Source organism: Desulfomonile tiedjei, assembly GCA_016212925.1.
GTDB lineage: Bacteria > Desulfobacterota > Desulfomonilia > Desulfomonilales > Desulfomonilaceae > JACRDF01.
Genome location: JACRDF010000040.1, coordinates 1 through 21,105, shown reverse-complemented (window position 1 = coordinate 21,105; position 21,105 = coordinate 1). Strand labels below are relative to the sequence as shown.

At 53.6% G+C, this 21,105-nt stretch carries 18 protein-coding genes; 8 read left to right on the top strand and 10 right to left on the bottom strand.

Going from position 1 to position 21,105, the window contains the following annotated elements; all coding sequences use genetic code 11:
- Positions 1-70: 70 nt before the first annotated feature.
- The 3 genes from HY913_16165 (at position 71) to hemW (ending at position 4,018) form a co-directional block, all read left to right on the top strand.
- Positions 71-1,318, top strand: a complete 1,248-nt coding sequence (locus tag HY913_16165; protein MBI4964811.1) for a hypothetical protein — start codon at positions 71-73, stop codon at positions 1,316-1,318.
- Complete coding sequence (locus HY913_16160; GenBank protein ID MBI4964810.1) at positions 1,315-2,619, top strand: OmpA family protein; 1,305 nt, start codon at positions 1,315-1,317, stop codon at positions 2,617-2,619. The genes HY913_16165 and HY913_16160 overlap by 4 nt, the downstream gene beginning before the upstream one ends.
- A gap of 214 nt (positions 2,620-2,833) precedes the next feature.
- A complete protein-coding gene (gene hemW, locus HY913_16155) occupies positions 2,834-4,018 on the top strand; it encodes a radical SAM family heme chaperone HemW (protein MBI4964809.1) in 1,185 nt (394 codons plus the stop codon).
- 46 nt (positions 4,019-4,064) lie between these two features.
- Here the strand turns inward: hemW and HY913_16150 are convergent, their stop codons facing one another.
- Complete coding sequence (locus HY913_16150; protein ID MBI4964808.1) at positions 4,065-5,075, bottom strand: pentapeptide repeat-containing protein; 1,011 nt, start codon at positions 5,073-5,075, stop codon at positions 4,065-4,067.
- A gap of 218 nt (positions 5,076-5,293) precedes the next feature.
- Here HY913_16150 and HY913_16145 point away from each other — a divergent pair, with 218 nt between their 5' ends.
- Both HY913_16145 and HY913_16140 read left to right on the top strand, forming a co-directional pair.
- A complete protein-coding gene (locus HY913_16145; GenBank protein ID MBI4964807.1) occupies positions 5,294-6,136 on the top strand; it encodes an AAA family ATPase in 843 nt (280 codons plus the stop codon).
- Positions 6,105-7,961 carry a hypothetical protein gene (locus HY913_16140; protein ID MBI4964806.1) on the top strand — a complete coding sequence of 619 codons (1,857 nt, stop codon included), beginning with the start codon at positions 6,105-6,107 and terminating at the stop codon, positions 7,959-7,961. The genes HY913_16145 and HY913_16140 overlap by 32 nt, the downstream gene beginning before the upstream one ends.
- Positions 7,962-8,573: 612 nt before the next feature.
- Here HY913_16140 and HY913_16135 read toward each other — a convergent pair.
- From HY913_16135 to rsxC, 8 genes are all read right to left on the bottom strand, one after another.
- Positions 8,574-9,002 carry a PIN domain-containing protein gene (locus HY913_16135; GenBank protein MBI4964805.1) on the bottom strand — a complete coding sequence of 143 codons (429 nt, stop codon included), beginning with the start codon at positions 9,000-9,002 and terminating at the stop codon, positions 8,574-8,576.
- A complete protein-coding gene (locus HY913_16130; GenBank protein MBI4964804.1) occupies positions 8,999-9,244 on the bottom strand; it encodes an antitoxin in 246 nt (81 codons plus the stop codon). Before HY913_16130 ends, HY913_16135 begins: the two co-directional genes overlap by 4 nt.
- A gap of 400 nt (positions 9,245-9,644) precedes the next feature.
- A complete protein-coding gene (locus HY913_16125) occupies positions 9,645-10,568 on the bottom strand; it encodes a Fe-S cluster domain-containing protein (protein MBI4964803.1) in 924 nt (307 codons plus the stop codon).
- Between the two features lie 153 nt (positions 10,569-10,721).
- Positions 10,722-11,591 (bottom strand): NADH-quinone reductase, encoded by an 870-nt coding sequence (locus HY913_16120; GenBank protein ID MBI4964802.1) that lies wholly within the window; start codon positions 11,589-11,591, stop codon positions 10,722-10,724.
- A gap of 85 nt (positions 11,592-11,676) precedes the next feature.
- On the bottom strand, positions 11,677-12,297 hold the full coding sequence (gene rsxE, locus HY913_16115; protein MBI4964801.1) for an electron transport complex subunit RsxE: 621 nt from the start codon (positions 12,295-12,297) through the stop codon (positions 11,677-11,679).
- 12 nt (positions 12,298-12,309) lie between these two features.
- The gene (locus tag HY913_16110) at positions 12,310-13,218 is read right to left on the bottom strand and encodes an FMN-binding protein (GenBank protein ID MBI4964800.1); all 909 of its coding nucleotides are present in this window, start codon (positions 13,216-13,218) and stop codon (positions 12,310-12,312) included.
- Between the two features lie 26 nt (positions 13,219-13,244).
- Positions 13,245-14,402 carry an RnfABCDGE type electron transport complex subunit D gene (locus HY913_16105; GenBank protein ID MBI4964799.1) on the bottom strand — a complete coding sequence of 386 codons (1,158 nt, stop codon included), beginning with the start codon at positions 14,400-14,402 and terminating at the stop codon, positions 13,245-13,247.
- A gap of 121 nt (positions 14,403-14,523) precedes the next feature.
- Entirely contained in the window at positions 14,524-15,849 is a 1,326-nt protein-coding gene (rsxC, locus tag HY913_16100) for an electron transport complex subunit RsxC (GenBank protein ID MBI4964798.1), read from the bottom strand.
- A gap of 614 nt (positions 15,850-16,463) precedes the next feature.
- Here rsxC and HY913_16095 point away from each other — a divergent pair.
- Positions 16,464-18,224, top strand: a complete 1,761-nt coding sequence (locus HY913_16095) for a hypothetical protein (GenBank protein MBI4964797.1) — start codon at positions 16,464-16,466, stop codon at positions 18,222-18,224.
- Here HY913_16095 and HY913_16090 read toward each other — a convergent pair.
- Entirely contained in the window at positions 18,221-19,480 is a 1,260-nt protein-coding gene (locus HY913_16090; protein MBI4964796.1) for an SGNH/GDSL hydrolase family protein, read from the bottom strand. The two genes, HY913_16095 and HY913_16090, sit on opposite strands and share 4 nt — an antisense overlap.
- Before the next feature lie 316 nt (positions 19,481-19,796).
- Here HY913_16090 and HY913_16085 point away from each other — a divergent pair, with 316 nt between their 5' ends.
- Entirely contained in the window at positions 19,797-20,090 is a 294-nt protein-coding gene (locus HY913_16085) for a hypothetical protein (protein MBI4964795.1), read from the top strand.
- A 93-nt stretch (positions 20,091-20,183) separates the two neighbouring features.
- The gene (locus HY913_16080; protein ID MBI4964794.1) at positions 20,184-20,705 is read left to right on the top strand and encodes a phospholipase D family protein; all 522 of its coding nucleotides are present in this window, start codon (positions 20,184-20,186) and stop codon (positions 20,703-20,705) included.
- Positions 20,706-21,105 lie beyond the last annotated feature (400 nt).

Sequence of the window (21,105 nt, the reverse complement as noted above, 5' to 3'; positions counted from 1 at the left end):
CGGCTATGCCATTATCCTCTTGTACCTGTTGTCCAACCTCGCGCTCAGCCCTTCTCTCGGGAGGTAATTCATGGACTATCCGCCTTGTGCTCCGCGTGTCTATCGAGCCCTTGCGTTCGCTGTGATTTTCCTCGGTCTTGTCGCGGTTGGTTGCTATTGGATCAGGGACGACCTCGTCCAGTTCTTCATGACACGTCCTTCCATCAATGCGGTGATTTTCGGCCTCGGCATTCTGGGGCTCTGCCTGTCGTTTGTCGAGCTTATGCGACTCCTGGTGCAGGCGCGCAGCATGGATTCAATGGTTGAGGCTCTTTCTCCTCGGTCAGTGGCCTCCCGCCAGGCCCTGGAAGAGGTCCTCAACGAAGCGAGCCGCGGCGCTGTCAGAGATCGCTCTTTGCGGTCAATAAAACTCATGAGTCAGGATACGGGCAATGCTTCCCTGGGGCTTTCGCTGCTTTCCGACGCGGACGCGGAAGCCGCTGAAAGCCGTGGAGCGCTTGCTCGATATATTTTGGGAGTGATGGTCTTCCTCGGCCTAATTGGTACGTTCTGGGGCGTGCTTATTACCGTCGGCGGAGTCCAGAACGTGTTGCAGGCATTGGACCCGTCACGAGTAGATGACCCCGTCGCTTTCATCAGCCAACTCAAGTCCTCTGTCGGCGGGATGCTTGGAGGACTATCCACAGCGTTCAGCACATCGCTTTTCGGTTTGGCGGGATCGGTTATCCTTGGATTCGTCGAGGTGCAAACCCGCCAGGCTCGATCGAGCTTTCTCGCAGATTTGGATCGGTTCGTAGTCACGATTCTCATGCCCGCGGCGCGACAGGAACGAGGCGTTGTGACTGTGGAACCGGTGTCCAAACGGATCGAGTCCGGGGATGGGGAACTCTACCTAGTGGCATCTCAACAGGCGCTCGGCGAGAACCTCCGCCGACTCACCGAGGTCATAGCCCTTCAGGGAACAACGGATGAAAAGATCACCGACTCCATCGTAGAGATCAAGGGCATGATCGAGAGTCTTGGAGAAGAAGAGCTTCGGAGCCGAGAAGCCGCGGTCATGGCCAATCAGATGCGCCAAAGTCTTCTGGAACACATTGATACCATGGGACGCCAGATTGAGTTGCTGGTAAAGGAGACTAGGCTTGCTCGCGAGTCGTCCGAACGAATGGCCAAGACGGTTTTGGATAGATTGAAGCTGGAAGGAGAAATTACCAACAAGACCCTGTCAATGGGATTTGGCGACCTGGTTAGAAAACTCGACTCCATTCGCCGGAAGGGCGACCCAAGGGCAGAGCCCAAAAAGGATGAATCGCCATGAGGAGTCGCAGAGCGGGTTCATTTCATGAGAGTTTCAACGTCTGGCCGGGCTTTACGGACATTATAGTAGGCTTGCTCCTGGTATTCGTCTTTGTTGTGACCCTCTTTACCATGACCCAAACCATCCTCTCCCGTGTCCTCACCACGAAGGATGTGGAATTGCAGCGACTGCACGGGGAAATCTCTGCCAAGAGTCAGGAATTGGAGCGGCTGAGCTTGGAGATCAGCAAATTGGAGCAGCTCTTCCAGGCTCAGGTGGACAGCGCGACAAAATTGCACGAGCAATTGGCTTCAAGGGGCAAAGAGCTTGAGCTGGCCCTGGCGGAGATTAAGGCCAATACTGAACTTCTCGCGGCAAAGGATGAACGGCTCACTCACCAGAAAAAGGAAGTGGAATCGGCCCTTGAAGGCATCAAAGAAAAGACGACCCTCTTGCAGGACAGGGAACAGCGCATATGGGAAATGGGACTGAAACTCAGTGACAAGGACCAGGACCTTACCAAAACCAAGGCTGAACTGTCGGACAAAGAGAAGTCACTCCTGGATTTGAGAGCAAGGCTGGAAATGCTGAACAGCCGCGTCGCGGGCCTCAACGAAAAAATAGCAGGTTACGTCGCCGAAGTAAGCCGATTGAATCAACTGCTTGCAGAGTCGCAGGATTCGAAAACTACTGAAAAAACCAAAGCAGCGGCCTTGCAAAAGGAAATCGTCTCATTGCAATCCAAACTGGAGGAAATATCGAGCAAGTTGGCCGGCACCGAGGCCGAGGCTGAAAAGAAGTTTCGGTTGTCTCAGTTAGTGGACCTATTGGGACAGAAAGACCAGGAGATTGATCGGCTGAGAAAGCTCGCGCGGTATCGCAGCGAATTTCTGGCCAAGCTCGAAGAGGTGTTTGCCGGAATATCCGACATCAAAGTGCAAGGCGACCGATTTATTTTTCAGTCCGAGATACTATTTGCCTCCGGCAGGGCCGAGATAAACGAGTCCGGCAAAAAGGAATTGGACAAGTTCGCAGGCATCTACAAAGAAATGATTCCGAAGATCCCCACAGGAGTTGACCTGATAATTCTGATTCAAGGGCATACCGACATCGATCCTGTAAGGTCTGCCAAATATCGAACCAACTGGGAGCTTTCTTCGGATCGAGCCATGCAGGTAGTCCGATACCTGATCGAGAAAGGAATCCCGGCCACAAGGCTGGGAGCGGCCGCGCTCGGGGAATTCCATCCCGTGGAAAAGGGAGACTCGCCGGATGCCAAAAGACTGAACCGCCGGATAGAAATCAAGATAACGTCGCTCTGAATGTTGGGCTTCAGTTACCCACAGGAATTAGGAGCAAGTGATTATTACTTTTTGTGTGAGGGCCAGGAGCGAAACGACAAGGCAATATCATTTTCGGTGCAACGGGCATCTTGCCAGTCATTCCAATAGACAGGCTGGAAGCCTGTCCCACCAATAGAGATTACCTAGGGCTTGCGCGGCCGCAATGACGGTCTTACATCAATGTGAACGACCAATGAAAAGCTCTAATCCAGTGTTTCCCAATGATGATGGCCACATAGGCATTTACGTCCATGTGCCGTTCTGTCTTGGGCGATGCAATTACTGTGCGTTCGTTACCAATCCGCACGACGCGGTATTAGAGGAGCGTTACATCAGGTCTGTCATCAAGGAATTGGGCCTCTGGAAGGACTCTTTTGGTGCAGACCCGCGTCTGAGCAAGCTGGAAGCTGACACAATATACTTCGGTGGAGGCACCCCTTCCCTTTTGAAGCCCGACCTTATAGCCGAACTGATCGAAGCGTGCAGGTCGGCGTTCCGCATCTCCCCAGACAGCGAAGTGACCATCGAGATGAACCCTGCAACGGTGACAAGGGCGGCTTTGTCTACTCTTCGGCGAGCCGGAGTTAACCGCGTAAGTCTGGGGATTCAATCACTGGACGATGCGGAACTCGAAATGATGGGCCGGCGCCACACCTCTCAAGAGGCCCTGAAAAGTTATGAGGACCTACGTTCAGCAGGATTCGATAACGTCTCAATTGATCTGATAGCAGGTTTTCCCGGTCAATCCAGGGAATCCGTAAGGGCAACCCTCTCGCGGGTGCTCCGATTACGCCCCGAGCATCTTTCGGTGTACCTTCTGGAAGTCAAGAGCGCCACCCACCTGGATGCGATGATACGAGCGGGCAAAATCCCCGGTCCTGATGAAGATCTCGCCGCGGATATGTACGAGGATGTTCGTGAAATCGCCCAAGGGGCCGGGTTAGAGCACTATGAAATCTCCAACTTTGCCCTCGCCGGCTACCAGTCCCGCCACAACATGAAATATTGGCAGGATCAAGTATTCCTGGGGCTCGGCATGGGAGCCCACGGCATGACAGGTCGGGATCGGTACGCGAATGTGGCGACCCTGGCAGACTACGAAGCTGCTGTGAATGCAGGAAACCTGCCTTTTGAATCCTCAGCGGCGCTGCCCCCCGAAGTCCGTTTCAAGGATGCCCTCATTATGGGATTGCGGCTGGTAAAAGGAATGGACCTGGCGGTCCTGGGAAGACGGTACGGAGTGGATGCAGTTTCGTTTGTAATGGAATCCATCGGAGACCTGTCGGACGCCGGGCTTTTTGTCTTTAATGGAGCCGTCCTTTCTTTGACCGATAGAGGCCGGCTTCTTTCCAATACAGTTTTTTCCAGGTGGGTATAACCTCCTGCCCGCTCCGGTAGTGGGTCAGTTTGAAACGTCAAGCAGTTCACGCGCGGCGAGCTATCTTGTTTGCAAGAATCGAGATCAGGCCCCCTAGCATCAGGTATCCGAGAATGACCTCTATTACGACGACTGCCGCTCCCTCCGGCGTACAGGGTTTCACATCTCCGAAGCCTAAAGTGGTGAACGTGACCACGCTGTAATAAGTCATGGACAAGAAATCAAAGGTCAAATGGTCCAGCTTGAAATGGGAGGATCCCATCCAGTAATAGATATATCCGAATAGGATAGCAAGTCCTAACGACCAGAGAGCCCAGCGGACAAATGAACGACCGCAATCAGCAAAGAGCCACCATAGCCAGAATTTCACCTCACCCGACAGCCCTGTGGCACGAAGTGTCTCGATGTAATCCTGGTCCTGCGCGAAACTTCTGAAAATCTGATTGCCATAGCAGGTTGCAGCTCGGATGCCCTGAAATTTACGTTGACGTGAATTAGGGTAAAAATTCACGCCGGTTACATTTGCGCCTTCCAAATCAGCTCGCTTGAAGTCGGCACCACTGACATTAGCTCCGCCTAAGTTTGCACCGCAAAGTTTTGAGCCTCGAAGGATTGCGCCCTGGAGGTTCGCCTTTCGAAAATCGGAACCGCTCAAATCCGCGTCCTCGAAATATGCTCGCTGGAGATCCGCATCACCAAAGCTTGCATTCCTAATGTCTCCCCACCCGAAATGCGCCTTTTGGAGGCAAGCAGCACCGAACTTGGCAAACTGAATGTTCGAATAAGTCAGGAATGCCCCCCGCAGATTAGCTCGACAAAGGTTTACGAATTGAAGATTCGAGCTAGTAAGGGTAGCCCCCGCAAGATTCACATTCTGAAGTTTAGCATACGGGTGGCCGTCAAGATCGTCTCGGGCATAGAGCGATGTTCCAGTGAGATTTTGTGGCGATAAATCAACCCCATGAAGGATGGGTTTTATCTCAGGATTGGCTTCCCGCCACGCGTTCCAAGCCTCAACGCCCTCCAACAGCTTCGCCAAATGTGGCGCATACTCCACTTCACTCTCCTCCAGCGACTAGGGATGTCCCGATGAGAATGCCACGCCCCGTTGCGGAAATCCAGGGAAACGAACTAGAAACTGACCCACTACCCCCGCTCCAGCTAGGTTGACAGCTTGTGCCCAGTCCCCTAGAATTTATTTGCGATTTGATCTCTAGCGAAGCAATGCCTGAGTTCCTGTCATACGCGGCGGGAAAAGGATAAAATAGGAACATGATGCATCAAACATTGGACAAGATTACAGTTAAAGGTATTGAAATCCATTTGATGGACCCGCCCGCGCTCGAAGTGGAATGGGTGGGAATGAAAGAGCCGTTGACTCAGCTCTTGGCCGCCTGGTCGGATGACGGAATCGATCCGCCTATGCAACCCAGAATATTGGGCAAACCAGGGGTCGGGAAGACCTCCCTGGCGATAACCGCTGCCAAGAGAATGAAACAGGACCTTTACATCACCCAGTGCACGGTTGACACCAAGCCCGAGGACCTCATCGTTTCGCCGGTAATTGCAGACAACGGCAAGATCAGATACATGGCTTCACCTTTGGTCACGGCCATGGTTCGAGGCGGAATCTGCCTGTTGGACGAAGGCAACCGCATGAGTGAAAAGAGTTGGGCTTCCATCGCGCCGCTCTTGGACATGCGCCGCAGTGTCTATTCCATCGTGGCAGGGGTAGAAATCAAAGCCAGGCCCGAGTTCCGGGTATGCGTGACGATGAACGAGGATGCTTCCACTTTCGAGGTGCCGGAGTATATCCACTCGAGGTTGCAGCCGGCCATAACCATGGACTTCCCCAGTAGAGACGAGGAGTTCCGCATTCTAAGAGGCAAGCTGGACGGCCCTTCAGATGAACTCATCCGACAAGTGGTTGATGTTCTTCAGCAATCACACGTAAGAGACGAAGACTTGAGCGTTCGCGACGGCCTCAATATTGCCCGATATGCTCACAGGCTACTTAAAACAAGCCCTAGACTGGGTGAGCGGAAAGCCCTTGACCAGTCAATCCTGCAAGTAACAGGAGAGAATCGTGCCGCACTTGATGGGCCAAAACTGGTCTGATCTCGTCAAGGTCCGCAATATCACCCTCATAGGGGTCCTCCATTACCGGATTGAGTTTTCGGTCCTGGTGAACACGTTCATCAGAAACGAAAAGCCGGATTGCATCTGCGTGGAGCTTCCACATGCTCTGCGCAATGAAATCGCATCTGCCGTGCGGCAGTTGCCTCACCATTCGGTTATTCTCTACGAGACCGCTGCAAAGGAGAACGCGGTTCTCATTATGGAGGGTGCAGACGGGGTGCAGGAGGCCGTTCGGTGCGCCCTGGAAACGGAAACGCCTCTCAGATTCATCGACCCTTTGCCGTTGCGCTACCCTCTCTTCAACGATCGCGTTCCCGACGCCTATCTGATAGACCGCATTGGACAGAAGACCTTTCTGGATATCCTGCGGTCGGAATCCAAGCAGCCCCTCCAAAACGACGAAGACAACTCGCTGCGAGAAACCTTCATGGCGGCTCGATTACAGGAAGCCTCCAAGGAGTACGACAAGGTCCTTTTCGTGGGCGGGCTCGGCCATGTTCCCGGCATCATGGCCAGGTTCGACCAGCCTCAAGCGCTCCCTTTGATGAAAACCGGTGTGTCCGCGGCTGTGGTCGCGCCGCTGCACCCTGATTCATTGAAGAAGGGCTTCAGCGAGATACCCAAGATAACCGAGGCATTCGAGAACTGGCGCAAGAACCCGGAGGAGCCACCGCCGGAGAACCGTCATGAGCTGATCCTGTCTCTTATGGTCGAATCCGCCGCGTATTTCAGCCGGCTGACGCGGCAGGAAGTGCCGGAATATGTTCGATTAACCTGGGCGAAATTTCTCAGGAAATGGCTTGCGTTCAAGGGTGAGATACTGCCCGACCTTTATCATCTGGTTGCCTCCGCGCGAGCGGCCATGGACGAGGATTTCGCGTATCACGTTCACGAATTCGTGTCCGACTATGCTTGGGCCAACGATCCTATGGACCCTTCCGCGGTTCTGCTCGACGAAGACAACCTCATGTTTCACGGGCACAAGATCGTCCTGCACAAGAAGCTCCGGTCGCTTTTCCACGCGTCAAAAAAATATCGCATGAAGGCGGTTGGGGATACCAAGTGGAAGGAGCATCTCAAGCGCAAATGGGAGACCGCTGATCCCCGTGAAGTGGACATCTGCTCATTTCCGCCGGAAGACGTGGAGGTGGAACGCTGGGGCTTCACGCTCATGAAGCATGCCAACCATCTTCTCCAATCCGCTCACACCGACGCCGAACCCTTTGTGGCAGACTTCGGAGGCGGACCGGACATCCGAGAGATGTTACGCAGGTTCTATGAGAACCGAATCTATGTAAAAACCGAAGATCAAGGCGGGCTGGAATTCGGATCTATTGTGGTGGTATTCGACGACGACGAGAAGTTCATCCATTATCCGTTCCAGATGACATGGCTCGGGGAACATTCTCAGGAATCGGACATGGCCTTCTACTCAACGCTGCCTGGAGCCGAAATCATCGGCCCTGGAATCAGCCGAATGGAATATGGCGGGTTCGTAATGTCGTACCCTCCGCTGAGGATGTTCGACGTATGGATGGATCCGGACTTCGATTTCGTCCCCACGCGGCACGAACGGCTTTTGGTCGCGGGAATAGCCTATTCGGAAAAGACCGGCATAGTATACGTCGCGAAGAAGCCCCCTGCCTTGCGTTGGAAAAAGCTAGCCAAAAGCATGGGCAAACGCGTGATCTATATCCCGCTGGGCTCGCTCAACCCCCTCCACGTCAAGCGAATGCGCACCTTCCACATGCTCCAGAACAAAGGCCTCCGCAACACCGCCCACGAATACTTGAAGAAGGATTAGAGAAAGAAGAGAAGAGAGGAAGATATCCGGGGGAAACTTTTTTGTGCAAAAAAGCTTTCCCCCGGACCCCCTTCAAAAAACTCTATATCTCTCACTGAGGGGCGTTCGCTGCTAGCGAACGCCCCTCAGTGAGCCGAATATCGAGGCTTTTAGAGGGCGCTGCGGAAAATCCTTTTCCTCCGGGTGCCACTGCTGGCTTGTCCAGCAGTGCTAATCCCGGCCCACCGTGCAAACAAGCAAGGGACGGAAATGGTAGGGGCACGACATGCCGTGCCCTTGCAGCCCCTTGGGCTGGCGGGTGGCCCGGACGCCACTGCGTCCGGGTTCCGAAGGAACAGGAGGGGCTGTTCTCAAGGCACTGCCCCACCAACGACTGTCGGGGCTACTCTCGGGCCGGAAATCACCTCTTGTCGCTGCGCGACCCGGACGCTGTCTCCAATCTATGAAGAGCAGAGGTGGTCGTGTAGGGGCGGTTCACGAACCGCGCCGTACAACACATGGCGCTGGTCGCAACCGGTTTTGCGGGTTTCAGACGGCCGCCATGTCGTGCTCATGAAGCCCCGTCGGGCAATCTGTTTGCCTGATCCATACGCCCGTGTTTGTTTACACAGGCTATTCAGGTTGCGGATTCACTGCCAGGACTCGGAGCAGCTCGTCAGGTGAATAGACCGGGATCTTAGCCTTCTTGAAGTCATTAGAGTTGCGGGTAACCAGTGCCTGCGTGCCGGCATGTATTGCGGCCTCATGAATCACTGCGTCTTCGAAATCCGCAAATCGGGATCGAAGAGCCCCCTCCAAAACCGCACGATTAACGGGCGCAATTTCAAAGAGGGACATAAGACTCCCGACATGCTTCGCTGCCTGGCGGCTTCCCAATGTCTTGCACGCGAGGTAATAGACTGTGGTGATCGTCGTAGCGCAAAGGTAGCCTGAAAGCTCCCCCTTTTCAACTTTGGAAAACAATTGGGCGGCAGGATTTGAAAACGGCTCTCGGTCCAGCAGGACATCCAGGACTACATTGGTGTCGAAAATGATCTTCAAAGGTGTCGTTCCTCAAGATGCCGATGATAATCCTCAATTTCAACATCAGCCCCGCGCAATGCTCCTTTAAGAGAACGAACGATGGGAGTTAGTTCTTTCCTCTGTTTCGTTGGTGGCTCGTTTTCCAGGGAAGCGAAATAGTCGGCCACAATCTGAGAGACCGATTTGCTTTTATCCTTGGCGAAGGACTTGGCTCGTCGGATCAAATCTTCATCCAGCCGCAGCGTGAGTTTTGTCTGCATGGACTGCCTTGCTATCCACGTGCCGTATATTCCTACCCAAAAGATACGTCTAATAAGTCTGCCTGTCAACCTAGAAAGATGCGCTGGCAAACAAAGCACCCGAAAATGCCGCCTCCAACGGAAACAACGTCGTTCGATAGGAAACGCGACCGATGCGGTTCGTTTGGCTCCCCGCCTCCCGCCCCAACTTGGGTTGGGCACGGCACGCCGTGCCCCTACGGTCCTTGGTACCGCTTTGCTGCGGGAAATGCAATTTGATTTGGAGGATTTTGAGGAAGCGGGTCTCACCCCGCTATTCTCAATGGATCGGAGCGAACCCTACATGATAGGAAGTTTTTTGAAGGGGGGTGCGGGGGGAAACTTTTGTTCACAAAAGTTGCACCCCGCATTGCTTTCTCTCTTATCCCACTGCCTCTTCGACAGCCGCTTCTTTTTCTTTCTTAGCGGCGGCAGCGGCCTTTTTGGCGGCTTGGTCGGCTTTGATGTCAGCTACAGCCTTTGCCTGGCGTTCGGGGTCGGTGTATCGGAAGATGAACTGGCGGTTGCATGCCCAGACGCCTGCTTTGGCGCATTCTTCGTCGCACTTTTCGTAGTCTATTTCGATGCGGTCCTTGACCATGTTTACGACATCTTTGGCTTTCCTCGTGCAGGCCATGCAATGGATGCAGCCGGCCTTGCACACGTTGGTAACAGCCTTGCCGGAATCATGGTTGCTGCACGGGACATAGCAGGTCGCGTCCTTGGGTAGCAGTTGCAGCACGGCTTTCGGGCAGGTCTTCACGCAAACGCCGCAGCCGGTGCAGGCCTCAGGGTCTATAACCGGCTGGTTGTCTTTCATGTGGATCGCGTGGAAAGGACACGCGGCTTCGCAGTCACCGTAGCCTACGCACGCGAAGTCACACTCGTACGGTCCGCCGAAAGCTATGGAAGCGGCCTGGCAGGTATCGAATCCCACGTAGGAATGCTTCCTTTTGACCTCGCCGTCGTTCCTGGAGCAGCGTAGGAAGGAGATGACGGGGCTGGCCCCACCAGCGGCTTTGCCGGTGATTTCCGCCACTTTTTCCGCTACAGGCCCCTTGCCCGGTGCGCATTTTCCCGCCGGACAACTCGGATCGGTAACTACCGCCTCAGCGTACCCTTCACAACCTGCGAATCCGCAAGCGCCGCAATTAGCGCCGGGTAGACAAGCTCTAACAGCTTCTATCTTCGGATCCACCTGCACGGCAAAGCGCTTTGCCGCGTACGCCAAAGCCACTCCGCAGATTATGCCGAAGCCGGCAAAGAATATGATACCAAAACTTGCTATAGCCCAAACGTTTTCCATACGTTAACACCTCTAAACAGGCCGCGAGTCATATTCGCGGCAGTGCTTGTTCTCTCGTTCACGAATCAACGACGATGGGATATATTGGCGAGTTATGTGAACGCTCCGAATACATATAATAATCTCTTGTTCTCTTTCGATCAAGTCCCTCAACTAGAAGATCGCAAGCCCCGAGAAGCCCAGAAAAGCCAGCGCAAAAAGCCCGGTGACTATGAATGCAATCGGGAGCCCTTTGAACATTAAGGGCACACGGGACACTTCCAGCTTCTCCCTGACGCAGGCCATAAGGAACAACGCCAGTGCGAATCCAACCCCCGCGCCCAGGCCAAAGGTCATACTACCGACAGGTCCGCGGCTGGTATCCACGTTCAGAAGAGGCACGGCCAGAATGATGCAGTTGGTGGTTATCAACACGAGGTACACGCCCAGCTTCTTGAACAAGAAAGGGTTCACTTTCCTCAGGATCGTGTCCATGGCCTGCACAAATATAGCCACCATTCCGATGAACACGATGATCTTGAGAAAGTCCAGGTGCAACACCTCCAGGAAGAAGGTGTACAAGGCCCAGCACATGATCGCGCTGAGGAACATTACCACAGTAAAGGTAATACCCATTCCGATGGCTGTGTCCTTCTTCTGGGAAACTCCGAAGAAGATGCACAATCCAAGGTACTGCGTAAAAACGAAGTTGTTTATGAGCATCGCGCCGAGAAGAAGGCCGAAAAGAATCTGAGCTTGCCCCTTCTTTACCAAAAACTCCCGCGAGCCGATGGCCTTGCCGTCTGAAACTATGTCTTTGACGTCGACTATGTATTCGGCGGAAGTATTTAGGGCTTCCTTGAACTTGAGCGTCCCGGTGGTCTTTCTTGGATCCAGAGTTACCGACTCCGGCTTTACACGAATGTCCGGATCCGGCTTCTCATATACTGCGTAGTTGTCCGTGTTCTTGGCCCAAGCCTCGTCAACTGGAACACCGAAGGGTATTTCTATTTCTTTGTCTTTCTTGAATGATCCGCTGCCCATAGTCTGGGCCGCGGAAAGGCCGACCGTTAGCAGGGTAAATGCCAGGAGGACGCCGACTGCGATCAGGACCTTGGCGATTCTCATGCTAGTGCCCTCCGCCTGATGCTGGTATCTTGCCGGTAATCTTGTACTCCAACCAGTTGAATGTCGCCATGATGAAGCCAATGACGAAAAAGCCTCCAGCCGGCAAGATCATTATCAGCAGCGGTTCGAATCCCAGAATGTCGTGTTCCCAAATCTTTCCCGCCCCGAAGAACTCCCTAATTGCCGATGTGACCGTAAGCCCAAAAAGAAAGCCAATGCCCATGCCCATACCGTCAAAAAAAGACGGGACAAAAGGCTCTTTTGAAGCGAACAACTCCAACCGTGAAATAATAATTGCAAACACGACTATGAGTGCCACGAAAAGCTTAACCTCATTGTACGCAGCGGGTGACACAACCGGGAGCACCATGTCGATTACGCTCACCCATGTCGCAATGATGATGACGTAAGCCGGGATTCGGATGCGAGGATGTATGAACGATTTTAGTAGCGTGACCGTGCAGCTTGACGCCACCTGGACGAAAAGCACAGCGGCTCCCAGCAGCACGCCATTCTTCACCGACGTAGTCACTGCGACCGCGGGGCACAGGCTCAATGCCAGTCGGAAAATCGGATTCTCGGGTATCAGCCCGTTCCAGAGAAGTTGTATATTCCTGTTCACTCCAAACCTCCGCTAAAAGGCAACCTGGATTTTTTCTTGTTTGATGGCGTCGTTCAGGATCCCAAGCCTGTACGTGAACCTTCGGACCGTATCCTTTACGCCGACGGTCACCGCTCGACTTGAAATGGTCGCGCCGGTTAGAGCGTATATGTCATCCTTGAGATGCTTTTGTTTGATTTCCTTGACCTGTTCAGGGGTCAACTTGTCTTTCTTGGCCCTTTCAGGTTCGAGCGCCGGAAGGTAGTCAGCGGGCAAAGGCTCCTTGATGACTTTTAGTTCTTTGAGGAGATCGTGGGTCTTGCCCACGAACTGATTCCTAAAGAAATCCTCTTTGATTTTATCACCCAGGCCAGGGTCTTCCTTGGACTCCTCTATGGCCACACCCATAACAGTAAGTTCCGGCTCCAACGAAACCTTGAGCTTGATGCGTTCCTTGAACCCCTGGCTGCTCCCCGGAATCACGTACGCCAATCGTTTGTCACCCAGATTCGCGATGTTGAATGTCTCTGCATACGTTGCCTGCGACCCTTTTCCCAGGGCATCGCTGACTGCCTTGTCCCTTGTGGCCCTGTCCGCCAACTGGACGGCGTCTCCCTGCACCGGCACAGCCTTTAGGGGTTTGCCGGAAAGGTCTATCTCAAGCAGGGCCTGGCCCTTATCTTTCAAGGGCAAGAGGTACCCTAGTACCGTAGCGCCCTTCTCGTCCTTTATAACGTACCGGTAAACCGGATAGATCTTGAGGTCTGCCGGTACCTTTTTCCCTGCCCCAAAGCCGATAAGACCTCGATCTGTTTCAGCGTCTTGTTCTTCCTTGATTTCCTTACGGGCATGGTCCGTTTTTGCAAACACCGCGCCCAGTATCAGAGCCGCAGCAATACATATAACCGTCAGACTGAAAGTGATCTTGATGATTTCTTTCATTGAACCCTCTTATTAGACCAAAGCCCCTACTTGACAGCCGCGACCGGCGCCTGCTTCGGAGGTGCGAATCTCTTTGGTTGGAACCATTCATCCAGTGCCGGCGTTAGGCAGTTCATCAACAGGATCGCGTACGCCACCCCTTCCGGATATCCACCCTTGAGGCGAATGAGCACGGTGAGAAGGCCAACGCCCATGCCGAACACGATCTGCCCTGATTTCATGGTGGGAGAAGTCACATAGTCCGTGCACATGTAAAAGGCCCCCAGCATGAGTCCCCCGGAAAGGACTGCCACAAGCGGCTGACCCGTGAACCAGCTCTCTCCGCCGAATATCCAGGTGAGCAAAGCAACCGTGCCGATAGTGGAAACCGGAATATGCCACGTGATGATGCCTCGGACCATGAGGAATAGCCCGCCGAGAAGGATTAAACCCGAAGATGTCTCCCCGATGCAACCGGGTCTCAAGCCGACAAAGAAATCCCGGTATATGGTGGTGAGCCCACCGAACTTCTCGGTCAACGCGCCGAGGCCGTAATGCTTCAAAATATAAAGAGGTGTAGCAGTGGAAACCGCGTCCAAGGCCCCCGGAGCCAGGTAAACGTTTAGGGCCGATTTGGACCAGTCCACAGAAGGGACCCACGCGGCAGTCATTGCCACGGGAAAGGCAGCCATGAGAAACGCCCGTCCCACCAACGCGGGGTTCCAGACATTGAATCCCAGGCCTCCCATAAGCTCTTTATTGATGAAGATAGCAGCGACAGCACCTACAGCCGGCAGCCAATACGGGACTCCCGGGGGTATAACAAAGGCCATGAGAATACCGGTCAGCACCGCGCTGCCGTCAGCGACCGCGATGGGCCTTCCCATAGCCTTCTGGCAAATCGCTTCGACGACAACGCAGGAAATCACACTTATCAACGTTATGATGAGCCCGCGCAAGCCGAAGTTGTAGATTGACAGCAACATTACGGGAATCAACGACGCGGACACGGTCCACATGATCCCCGATGTGGTTTTCCCCATTCGTATATGGGGAGATACAGAAACAGCCCATTGAGGTTCTATACCTCGATCTCTTTGCTCTAGTGTTTCTATCTTTCCATCCTCCCCGGAATAAAAATCAGATCCGAGGGAAACTTTTTTGTGTAAAAAAGTTTCCCCCGTGCCCCCTTCAAAAAACTCCATATCTTGCCCGCTGGGTAGCATCCGCCGGCAGCGGAAGCTACCCAGCGAACAGACTATAGAAGTTTTTGGAGAGGGGTGCGGGGAGGGACCTTTTTACAAAAAGGTTCTCCCCGCCTGGCCGTTACCCGTGTTTCTTAATCGCTATTTTGGCCAGCCTGGCAAATTGGACCAGCGGGCGCTTTGCAGGGCATACATAAGCACAGCAACCGCACTCGAAGCATTCAAAAACACCGAACTTCTCGGTCAAATGTCCCTTACCTGCTTCCACATAGATTGCCACTTCCTTAGGCAAAAGGCCCATGGGGCAGGCCTCCAGGCACCACCCGCAGTGAATGCAGGGGCCGAAGGTATCGGTGTCCGTCTCGTCCTTGTTCAAAAAGAGGACGCCCGACGTGGTCTTCACCACAGGTACGTCGATATTGGACACGGCAAAGCCCATCATCGGACCACCCGACACTATTTTGAGGAGGTCGTCGGTCGTTCCTCCGAGATAGGCCACTACGTCGGACAGGAGTGTGCCGACCTTTACTTTTAGGTTTGCCTGCCGCTTGATCGCTCGTCCGGAAAACGTGGCGATTTTTTCGTACAGCGGTTTGTTCAAAGTCGCTGCCTCGTAAATCGCCAACGCTGTAGAGATATTCTGCACGATCACGCCTACATCGAAGGGAAGACCTCCACCAGGCACCGACCTCTGTGTAAGCGAATATATTAGCTGCTTTTCCGAACCTTGCGGATATTTGACCACCATCCCCTGGACCTGGACGGTTGCGCCATCGGATCCTGAGGACTTCTGAGCCGCCTTGTTCATGGCATTGATCGCGTCGGGCTTGTTCAGTTCGATCCCTATGATCCCGCGTTTGATCCCCAATACCTTAAGAAGTATCTGTACCCCTTCGACCACTTTTTCCGGCTGTTCCAGCATGATGCGGTGATCGGTGGTCAGATAAGGCTCGCATTCAGCGCCATTAAGGACGAGAGTATCGACCTTGGCCGTCGGTGGTGGTGACAATTTCACATGGGTCGGGAATCCCGCACCGCCCAGCCCGACTATTCCCGCGTCCTTGACCCTTGCCAGGAGCTGCTCCCCGGTCAGCTTACGCCAGTCTTCGGGTTCATACTTGCGGGGGGGCGCTTCGGGATTGGTCTCGATGACCACAGCCTCGCACCTTACCATGGTCGGATGAGGCCTTGGCTCGATTGCCTTCACGACACCTGTCACACTGCTATGGATAGTGGCGCCGAGCGCTTTTTCCACGGTGGCGATGACCTCGCCCTCCTGCACTTCCTGTTTCTTCTTGACGACAGGTTTGGCCGGAGCGCCGAAATGCATGGACAGCGGTAAAACAACCTCTGCGGGCGCAGGCATTTCCTCTATCGCAAGGTGCTCGGTCAGTTCTTTGTGCTCTTCGGGATGTACCCCGCCTTTGGGAAAAGTGGATCCTGCCATGATTCCTCTTTATCAGCGTCGTGCGGGCTCGGGAAACAGCTGTTGCCGGGAGATGTCTTTGGGCTCCCCTGGCGGGCACTTCACCTCCGTCACCTGCACGATCAGCTCTGTCGGATTGTATTAAAAAGCTCTCTCCGAGAGCCCTGGAGGGCCGTACACCGTCATCATTGCCGAACAATGATACGAAGGAGTAGAATAATATTGAGATGGCCCGGTGTCAAGAATTTCTTCCCCGGGGTTGTAACCCTTTAGGTACGCGGAAAAATCCCCCCTGCCCCCCTTTACCAAGGGGGGTGGGAGTGGCTTTCTCCCCCTTTTATAAAGGAGGACTGAGGGGGATTTTGAATGGAATCCTCAAGGCTCGGCGAGAAGACCCTGCCTTGTTCCTTCCCGTTACTGAATACTTACCTGCGCTGAGGAGAAGTCTTTGACTTTTCTCGGTATTTTTGCTATTATTTGTTAATTCTCGGCAAGAAAGATCTCATTATTCGCGTTATTTCGGATTCTTGGCAATTGCGCGGCCGCTTTGGACTTGTTTTCACTTTCTCGACCTTGCCGACGATTATTGAACAGCGGTTGTAGGCTGCCGACACTCGTATGCTGGGAAGCCCCTGATGAGCACTACGCTGAACATGCTCGTTTCCGATAAATGGGAAATAAGGACTCGCGTAATTTTCTGGGTTCTCGGGGTCCTTTTGGGAGGCATCCTTACCTATACCACCCGGCACTTCATCAACGGCGACGCTATCAATTACATAGAAATGGGGGAGGCGCTGCGGTACGGCAATTGGCGAGATTTCGTCAACTTGACGGCCAGTCCCGGTTATGCCGCTCTCCTGGGACTGGGACAGATCCTTCTAAATACGAATCAGATCAACGAGATACCTCTCCTGAAGGCCATAAACTTCGGCTGCCTGATATTTGCAATGTGGGCCTGCGATCTCTTACTGACATCAGCGAAAAGACATTACGCGAGGTTTGTCGAGGGGGGGGTTGCTCCCCTGCCTTGGGCCATGATCATGGCTCTGACGTACAGTATGTTCTTATTCTGTGCTCTTAACTGGGTCCGCCCCCGGACGATCGCTCCGGACATGGCCGTTTTTGCATTCGTTTTGGTGACAATGGCCATCATTCTCCGGATCAAAGAAGACCCTGATAGGTACGTAACCTTCGTTTTGTTAGGACTTTCAACGGGACTGGCGTATCTATTCAAGACGTTTTTTTTTCCGTTTTCGGTCTTTTTCTTCGCGACGGCAGCCTTGACCGCCGGGTCACTAAAGAAAGCTCTCCCAAGAATTGCACTTGCTGCCGTAATCATGATCTTGGTTGCTTCGCCCTGGCTGGTTGCCCTGTCATATAAGGCGGGGCGGCCATCGTACGGCGAAACAGGCAGACTGAACTACGGCCTCTATATCAAGGGTCAAGGCGAGAGCGCTCATACGCCGGCCTTATTGACCGCGAGACCTGAAATACTTCTGTACCAAGACAGCCCTTTCAAGAATTCCACGAGGCCGGCTACCTTTGACCCCAGCTATTGGAAGATAGGAATAGAGCCGCTCTTCGATCCCGGAATGCTTGCCAATCGTCTTGTGGAGCACATTGGCCAGATCTGTTGGGACCGGCCTTGTCTCATCGTGGCAATGCTCCTGTGGGTCGCCTGCAATATCCACTTCGGCTCGCTGAGGATAGGACGGATACGGCCACTTTCCGTTCCTTTGTGTTTGGCTCTGCCGGCAGTGATCGGCATCCTGATGTACAGCTTCATACATGTGGAGATGCGATATGTGGCCCCATTCATATTCCTTGTGTTTATGGGCACTATCCTTTGTGCAAGGTACCGTGAGGGAAATGTCGCCTCAAGGCTCCAATGTATGGCCTCCGCGTTGATGTTGCTCGCCCTGCTGCTCGGACTGACAGTGACTACGGTGCACGATCAGAGCGTCAGGAGCCTGGTCCCTAACCCTGAAAAACCTTCGTACAAAGAGACTTTTTTTCACCTGGTCGCGGTGAAAGACTATCTGAATGGTCAAGGGTTGCCGGCTGGGTCCCAGGTGGCTGTGGTAGCTTTTCCCGCTTCCTATTGGGGTCGAATGGCCGGGGTGAAGATCGTCGGCGAAATTACCAATAACGAAGAAATGTTGTCTGTTACTCGCGAAGAGAGGGAAGTCGCTTTAGACAAGCTGAAATCGGCAGGGGTAAGTGCAGTAGTGGCCAAAGGAAAAGACTTTGCCAAGCTCAGTGACGAAGGTTGGAACCTGGTTCCGGGTACCAAGGACTTTTATGTGTTCACCCAAAATGCCAAACCGCTGAGAGCCCATTTGGCTGAGGATTCGGCCAAGGACCCGCCGGTCCCGATTGCAGTCAGCGGGCGTTAGAATTCGGCTGCCAAGTGGTGGCCTTCACCACTCTGCGAAAGAGGCTTCGCGGAGTAGAACTTGGCACCAAGCCCGCGGTCAATGATTGCATCGAGAATGTGCCCCCCTAAGATTTTGGACATCTCACTGCTGTAGTGTACCGCGTCGACATACAGAGGCTTTTGCAGAGTCTCTTGAATGTCCGCGGACCAGATGAAATTCGGGCCAAGAGGATGGGCCTTAATTTCGCTAGCCATCAACGTGTATCCGGGTTTGAGCCAAGGAAGGTCCGCCTCGTAATCGAACTTCCCAAACACGTTGTACTGCGCGTCGTACTTGTAGACCGGTACCGGCTGCCAAACAAAGACCGGAACAACCTGGAACTCTCCGGCAATGGCCTCAGTAATCCGTTTGTTTATTCGGTAACGGTCCACGACGTTTTGAAGGAGCTTGACTCGCTGGTCCGGGGATGCCCGCCGGAAGGACTCTTGGAGCTTGGTGGGCTTGTTGCTTTCACTCCACGGTGATATTGCCTCCCAGGCCCGCACCACCGGGAGTGCCCGCATAACCTTTCGGTCCAAAGGCACCTCGCCTTCCTCCATCAATTTCTTCAGATCTCCGGTACGGGCCGGCTCGCCGTCGTATAGCGTCAGATCGTTCAAGCCGTCGATAAATATTGCCATATTCGGCACAAATCCAGCGAGTAGCAACTTCTCAAAGAGCAGTCTTTCCTGCACAGAAAAGTAACTTCCTCGTCCAAAATTGTATACGCTTGCCGAAACACCGTAACGGGCCGCCAGCAGCTCTTGGAAGTGCGACGCAATTGTAGAGTCGTCCGCTACTCCATACCCAAAAGTTGTTGAACCACCAAAGACAAAGACTATGAATTCCCCGTCCGGAGGAGGCCAAGGCTTTTGATTCCCTATTGGTCGGAACCCGCGCGCGTCTACCTTAACGTATTCGCCTGCACAGGGGTTTTCCTTGAACTGGGTGTAGCAATCATAACCTTGGGTAAGCCTTCTCGTCTCCGCGATAAGCCTGCTAATCTGTTCCTTGGTCATGCCCGGGTGGAGAGCGGTTAAGGATTCGTGAAATCCTCTGTATGCCCAGGGAGTTCCTTGCATCGCGGCCCTTTTTTGGAAATATGTTCTTACGTCCAAGGCGGCTTGGGCAACCAGATTGATCAACACGAAAAGTAGCAAAGAATTCAGGCAAATTACCGCGAAAACGCCGTAAAAGTTGCCTAGCGACCCCAGCATTCTTCTGATGCGGCCCATTGCCGTCCTCACTGCCGGTCATTCCAGGGTTAATTGTTAGTCTCGCTATCATCGTCCTCAAGGGGTGTCAAGAGCCTCAGTTAGAAGACACCCCGTTTCACACCCGCTCGTTCGGCAAACCTCGCTGGAAATCCTGCCGCGTCCCCATGGTGGCGTTCGCGTTATTGAGATCTAAGAGAGCATGGAGCAATGTTGCCACCGCCGCGGACAATCACTAATTGAGTAGTACTGGGACACCAGTGCACTTAACCCTATGAATATTCAGGTTCCAAGTCGCGTGCATTAGTGGTAAAGCGGTTCCCGAAAGGGGTGAGTGATGGACGAAAAGATCGAGAAGATCGTATTGGCCCGAATAGAACAGCCGGGCTGGTTTTCGACGCGGGCTGTTCTCAAGGACCCGCGAGGGCAATTTTCGGATGACGATCTGCCCCGCGTAGAGGCGGTCATGAAAAGACTCGCGGAAAAAGGCCTTGTGACCCTCTGGCGCCTCATTCTTGAGCAAGAAGGCGTGGAGTTGCTGGCAGCGTCCAGGCCCGACCTTGAACTCGACAAGGACCTGGAACAGAGGGGCGCATGGGCCAAAGCAGTCAGATATGAGGAACAGGCATGAACAGGCCGGAGAAGCCGTTGGGAGAACCATTTTTTGTAACAATATTCTCTCACAGGCTTCATCCTTAAGATCTCCAACTTCGCAGGCGCCGCCATGAGAATTCTCCGGGATCGAGAAATTTATGAAGAGTTCACTGAGACCATGCTGGTGAGGGCTCAACGCTTCGTCTGGATTGCGACGGCAAACATAAAAGGTACCGGCCTTCGTTATCGTAACAAGTTTATATCATTCGTAGATTTGATGGCTATACTCGTGAATCGCGGGGTGTCTTTCCGCATAATTCACGCGGAACTTCCTTCCGGGCCATTCCGCGAGCGGTACGAGCAACTCGACACGAAAGGGCAGCTTAGCGCAGGTGTTGAATTCCTTCAGTGCATTCGCATGCACGCCAAGATCTTCATCGTTGACGGGCAAGTAGCCCTTGTCGGGAGCCCCAACCTCACCGGCGCAGGAATCGGAGCAAAGGGCAAGGCCAAAAGGAATTTCGAAATAGCCTTCCTGTTCGAAGGAGAAGAAGAAACCGAACCATTCGTGGATTACTTCGACTACGTCTGGATGGGAGCCCACTGCACATCCTGCGACCGCCGTGAACTCTGCCCCGCTCCACCTGCGTAGCAGGTGAGACGGGAGAAGGAGAAGGAGGAGGAGGAGGAGAAGAAGAGTGGAGAGGAGAATATGCGGGGGGAAACTTTTGTGAACAAAAGTTTCCCCCCGCACCCCCCTTCAAAAAACTTTCATATCTGTTGAGGTCGATTACGAGACTTCGACAATAACCTTCACCAGTTCCGGCCCCACGCAAGTAATCGGGACACGGCAAAGCCGCTGTTGGGTGCCACGGACTTGGGTTTTGCCAGGTCCGTGCCCGAGTCAAAATCAACCCCAACCGTGACTTTTGTTACCCGAGGGCCTACCTCTTGCAAGACCGGTCGACCTAACATCCCATGATACGGGAGTTTTTGGGGAGGGGTGCGGGGAGGGCGTTTTTGCAAAAACGCCCTCCCCGGATATTATTATT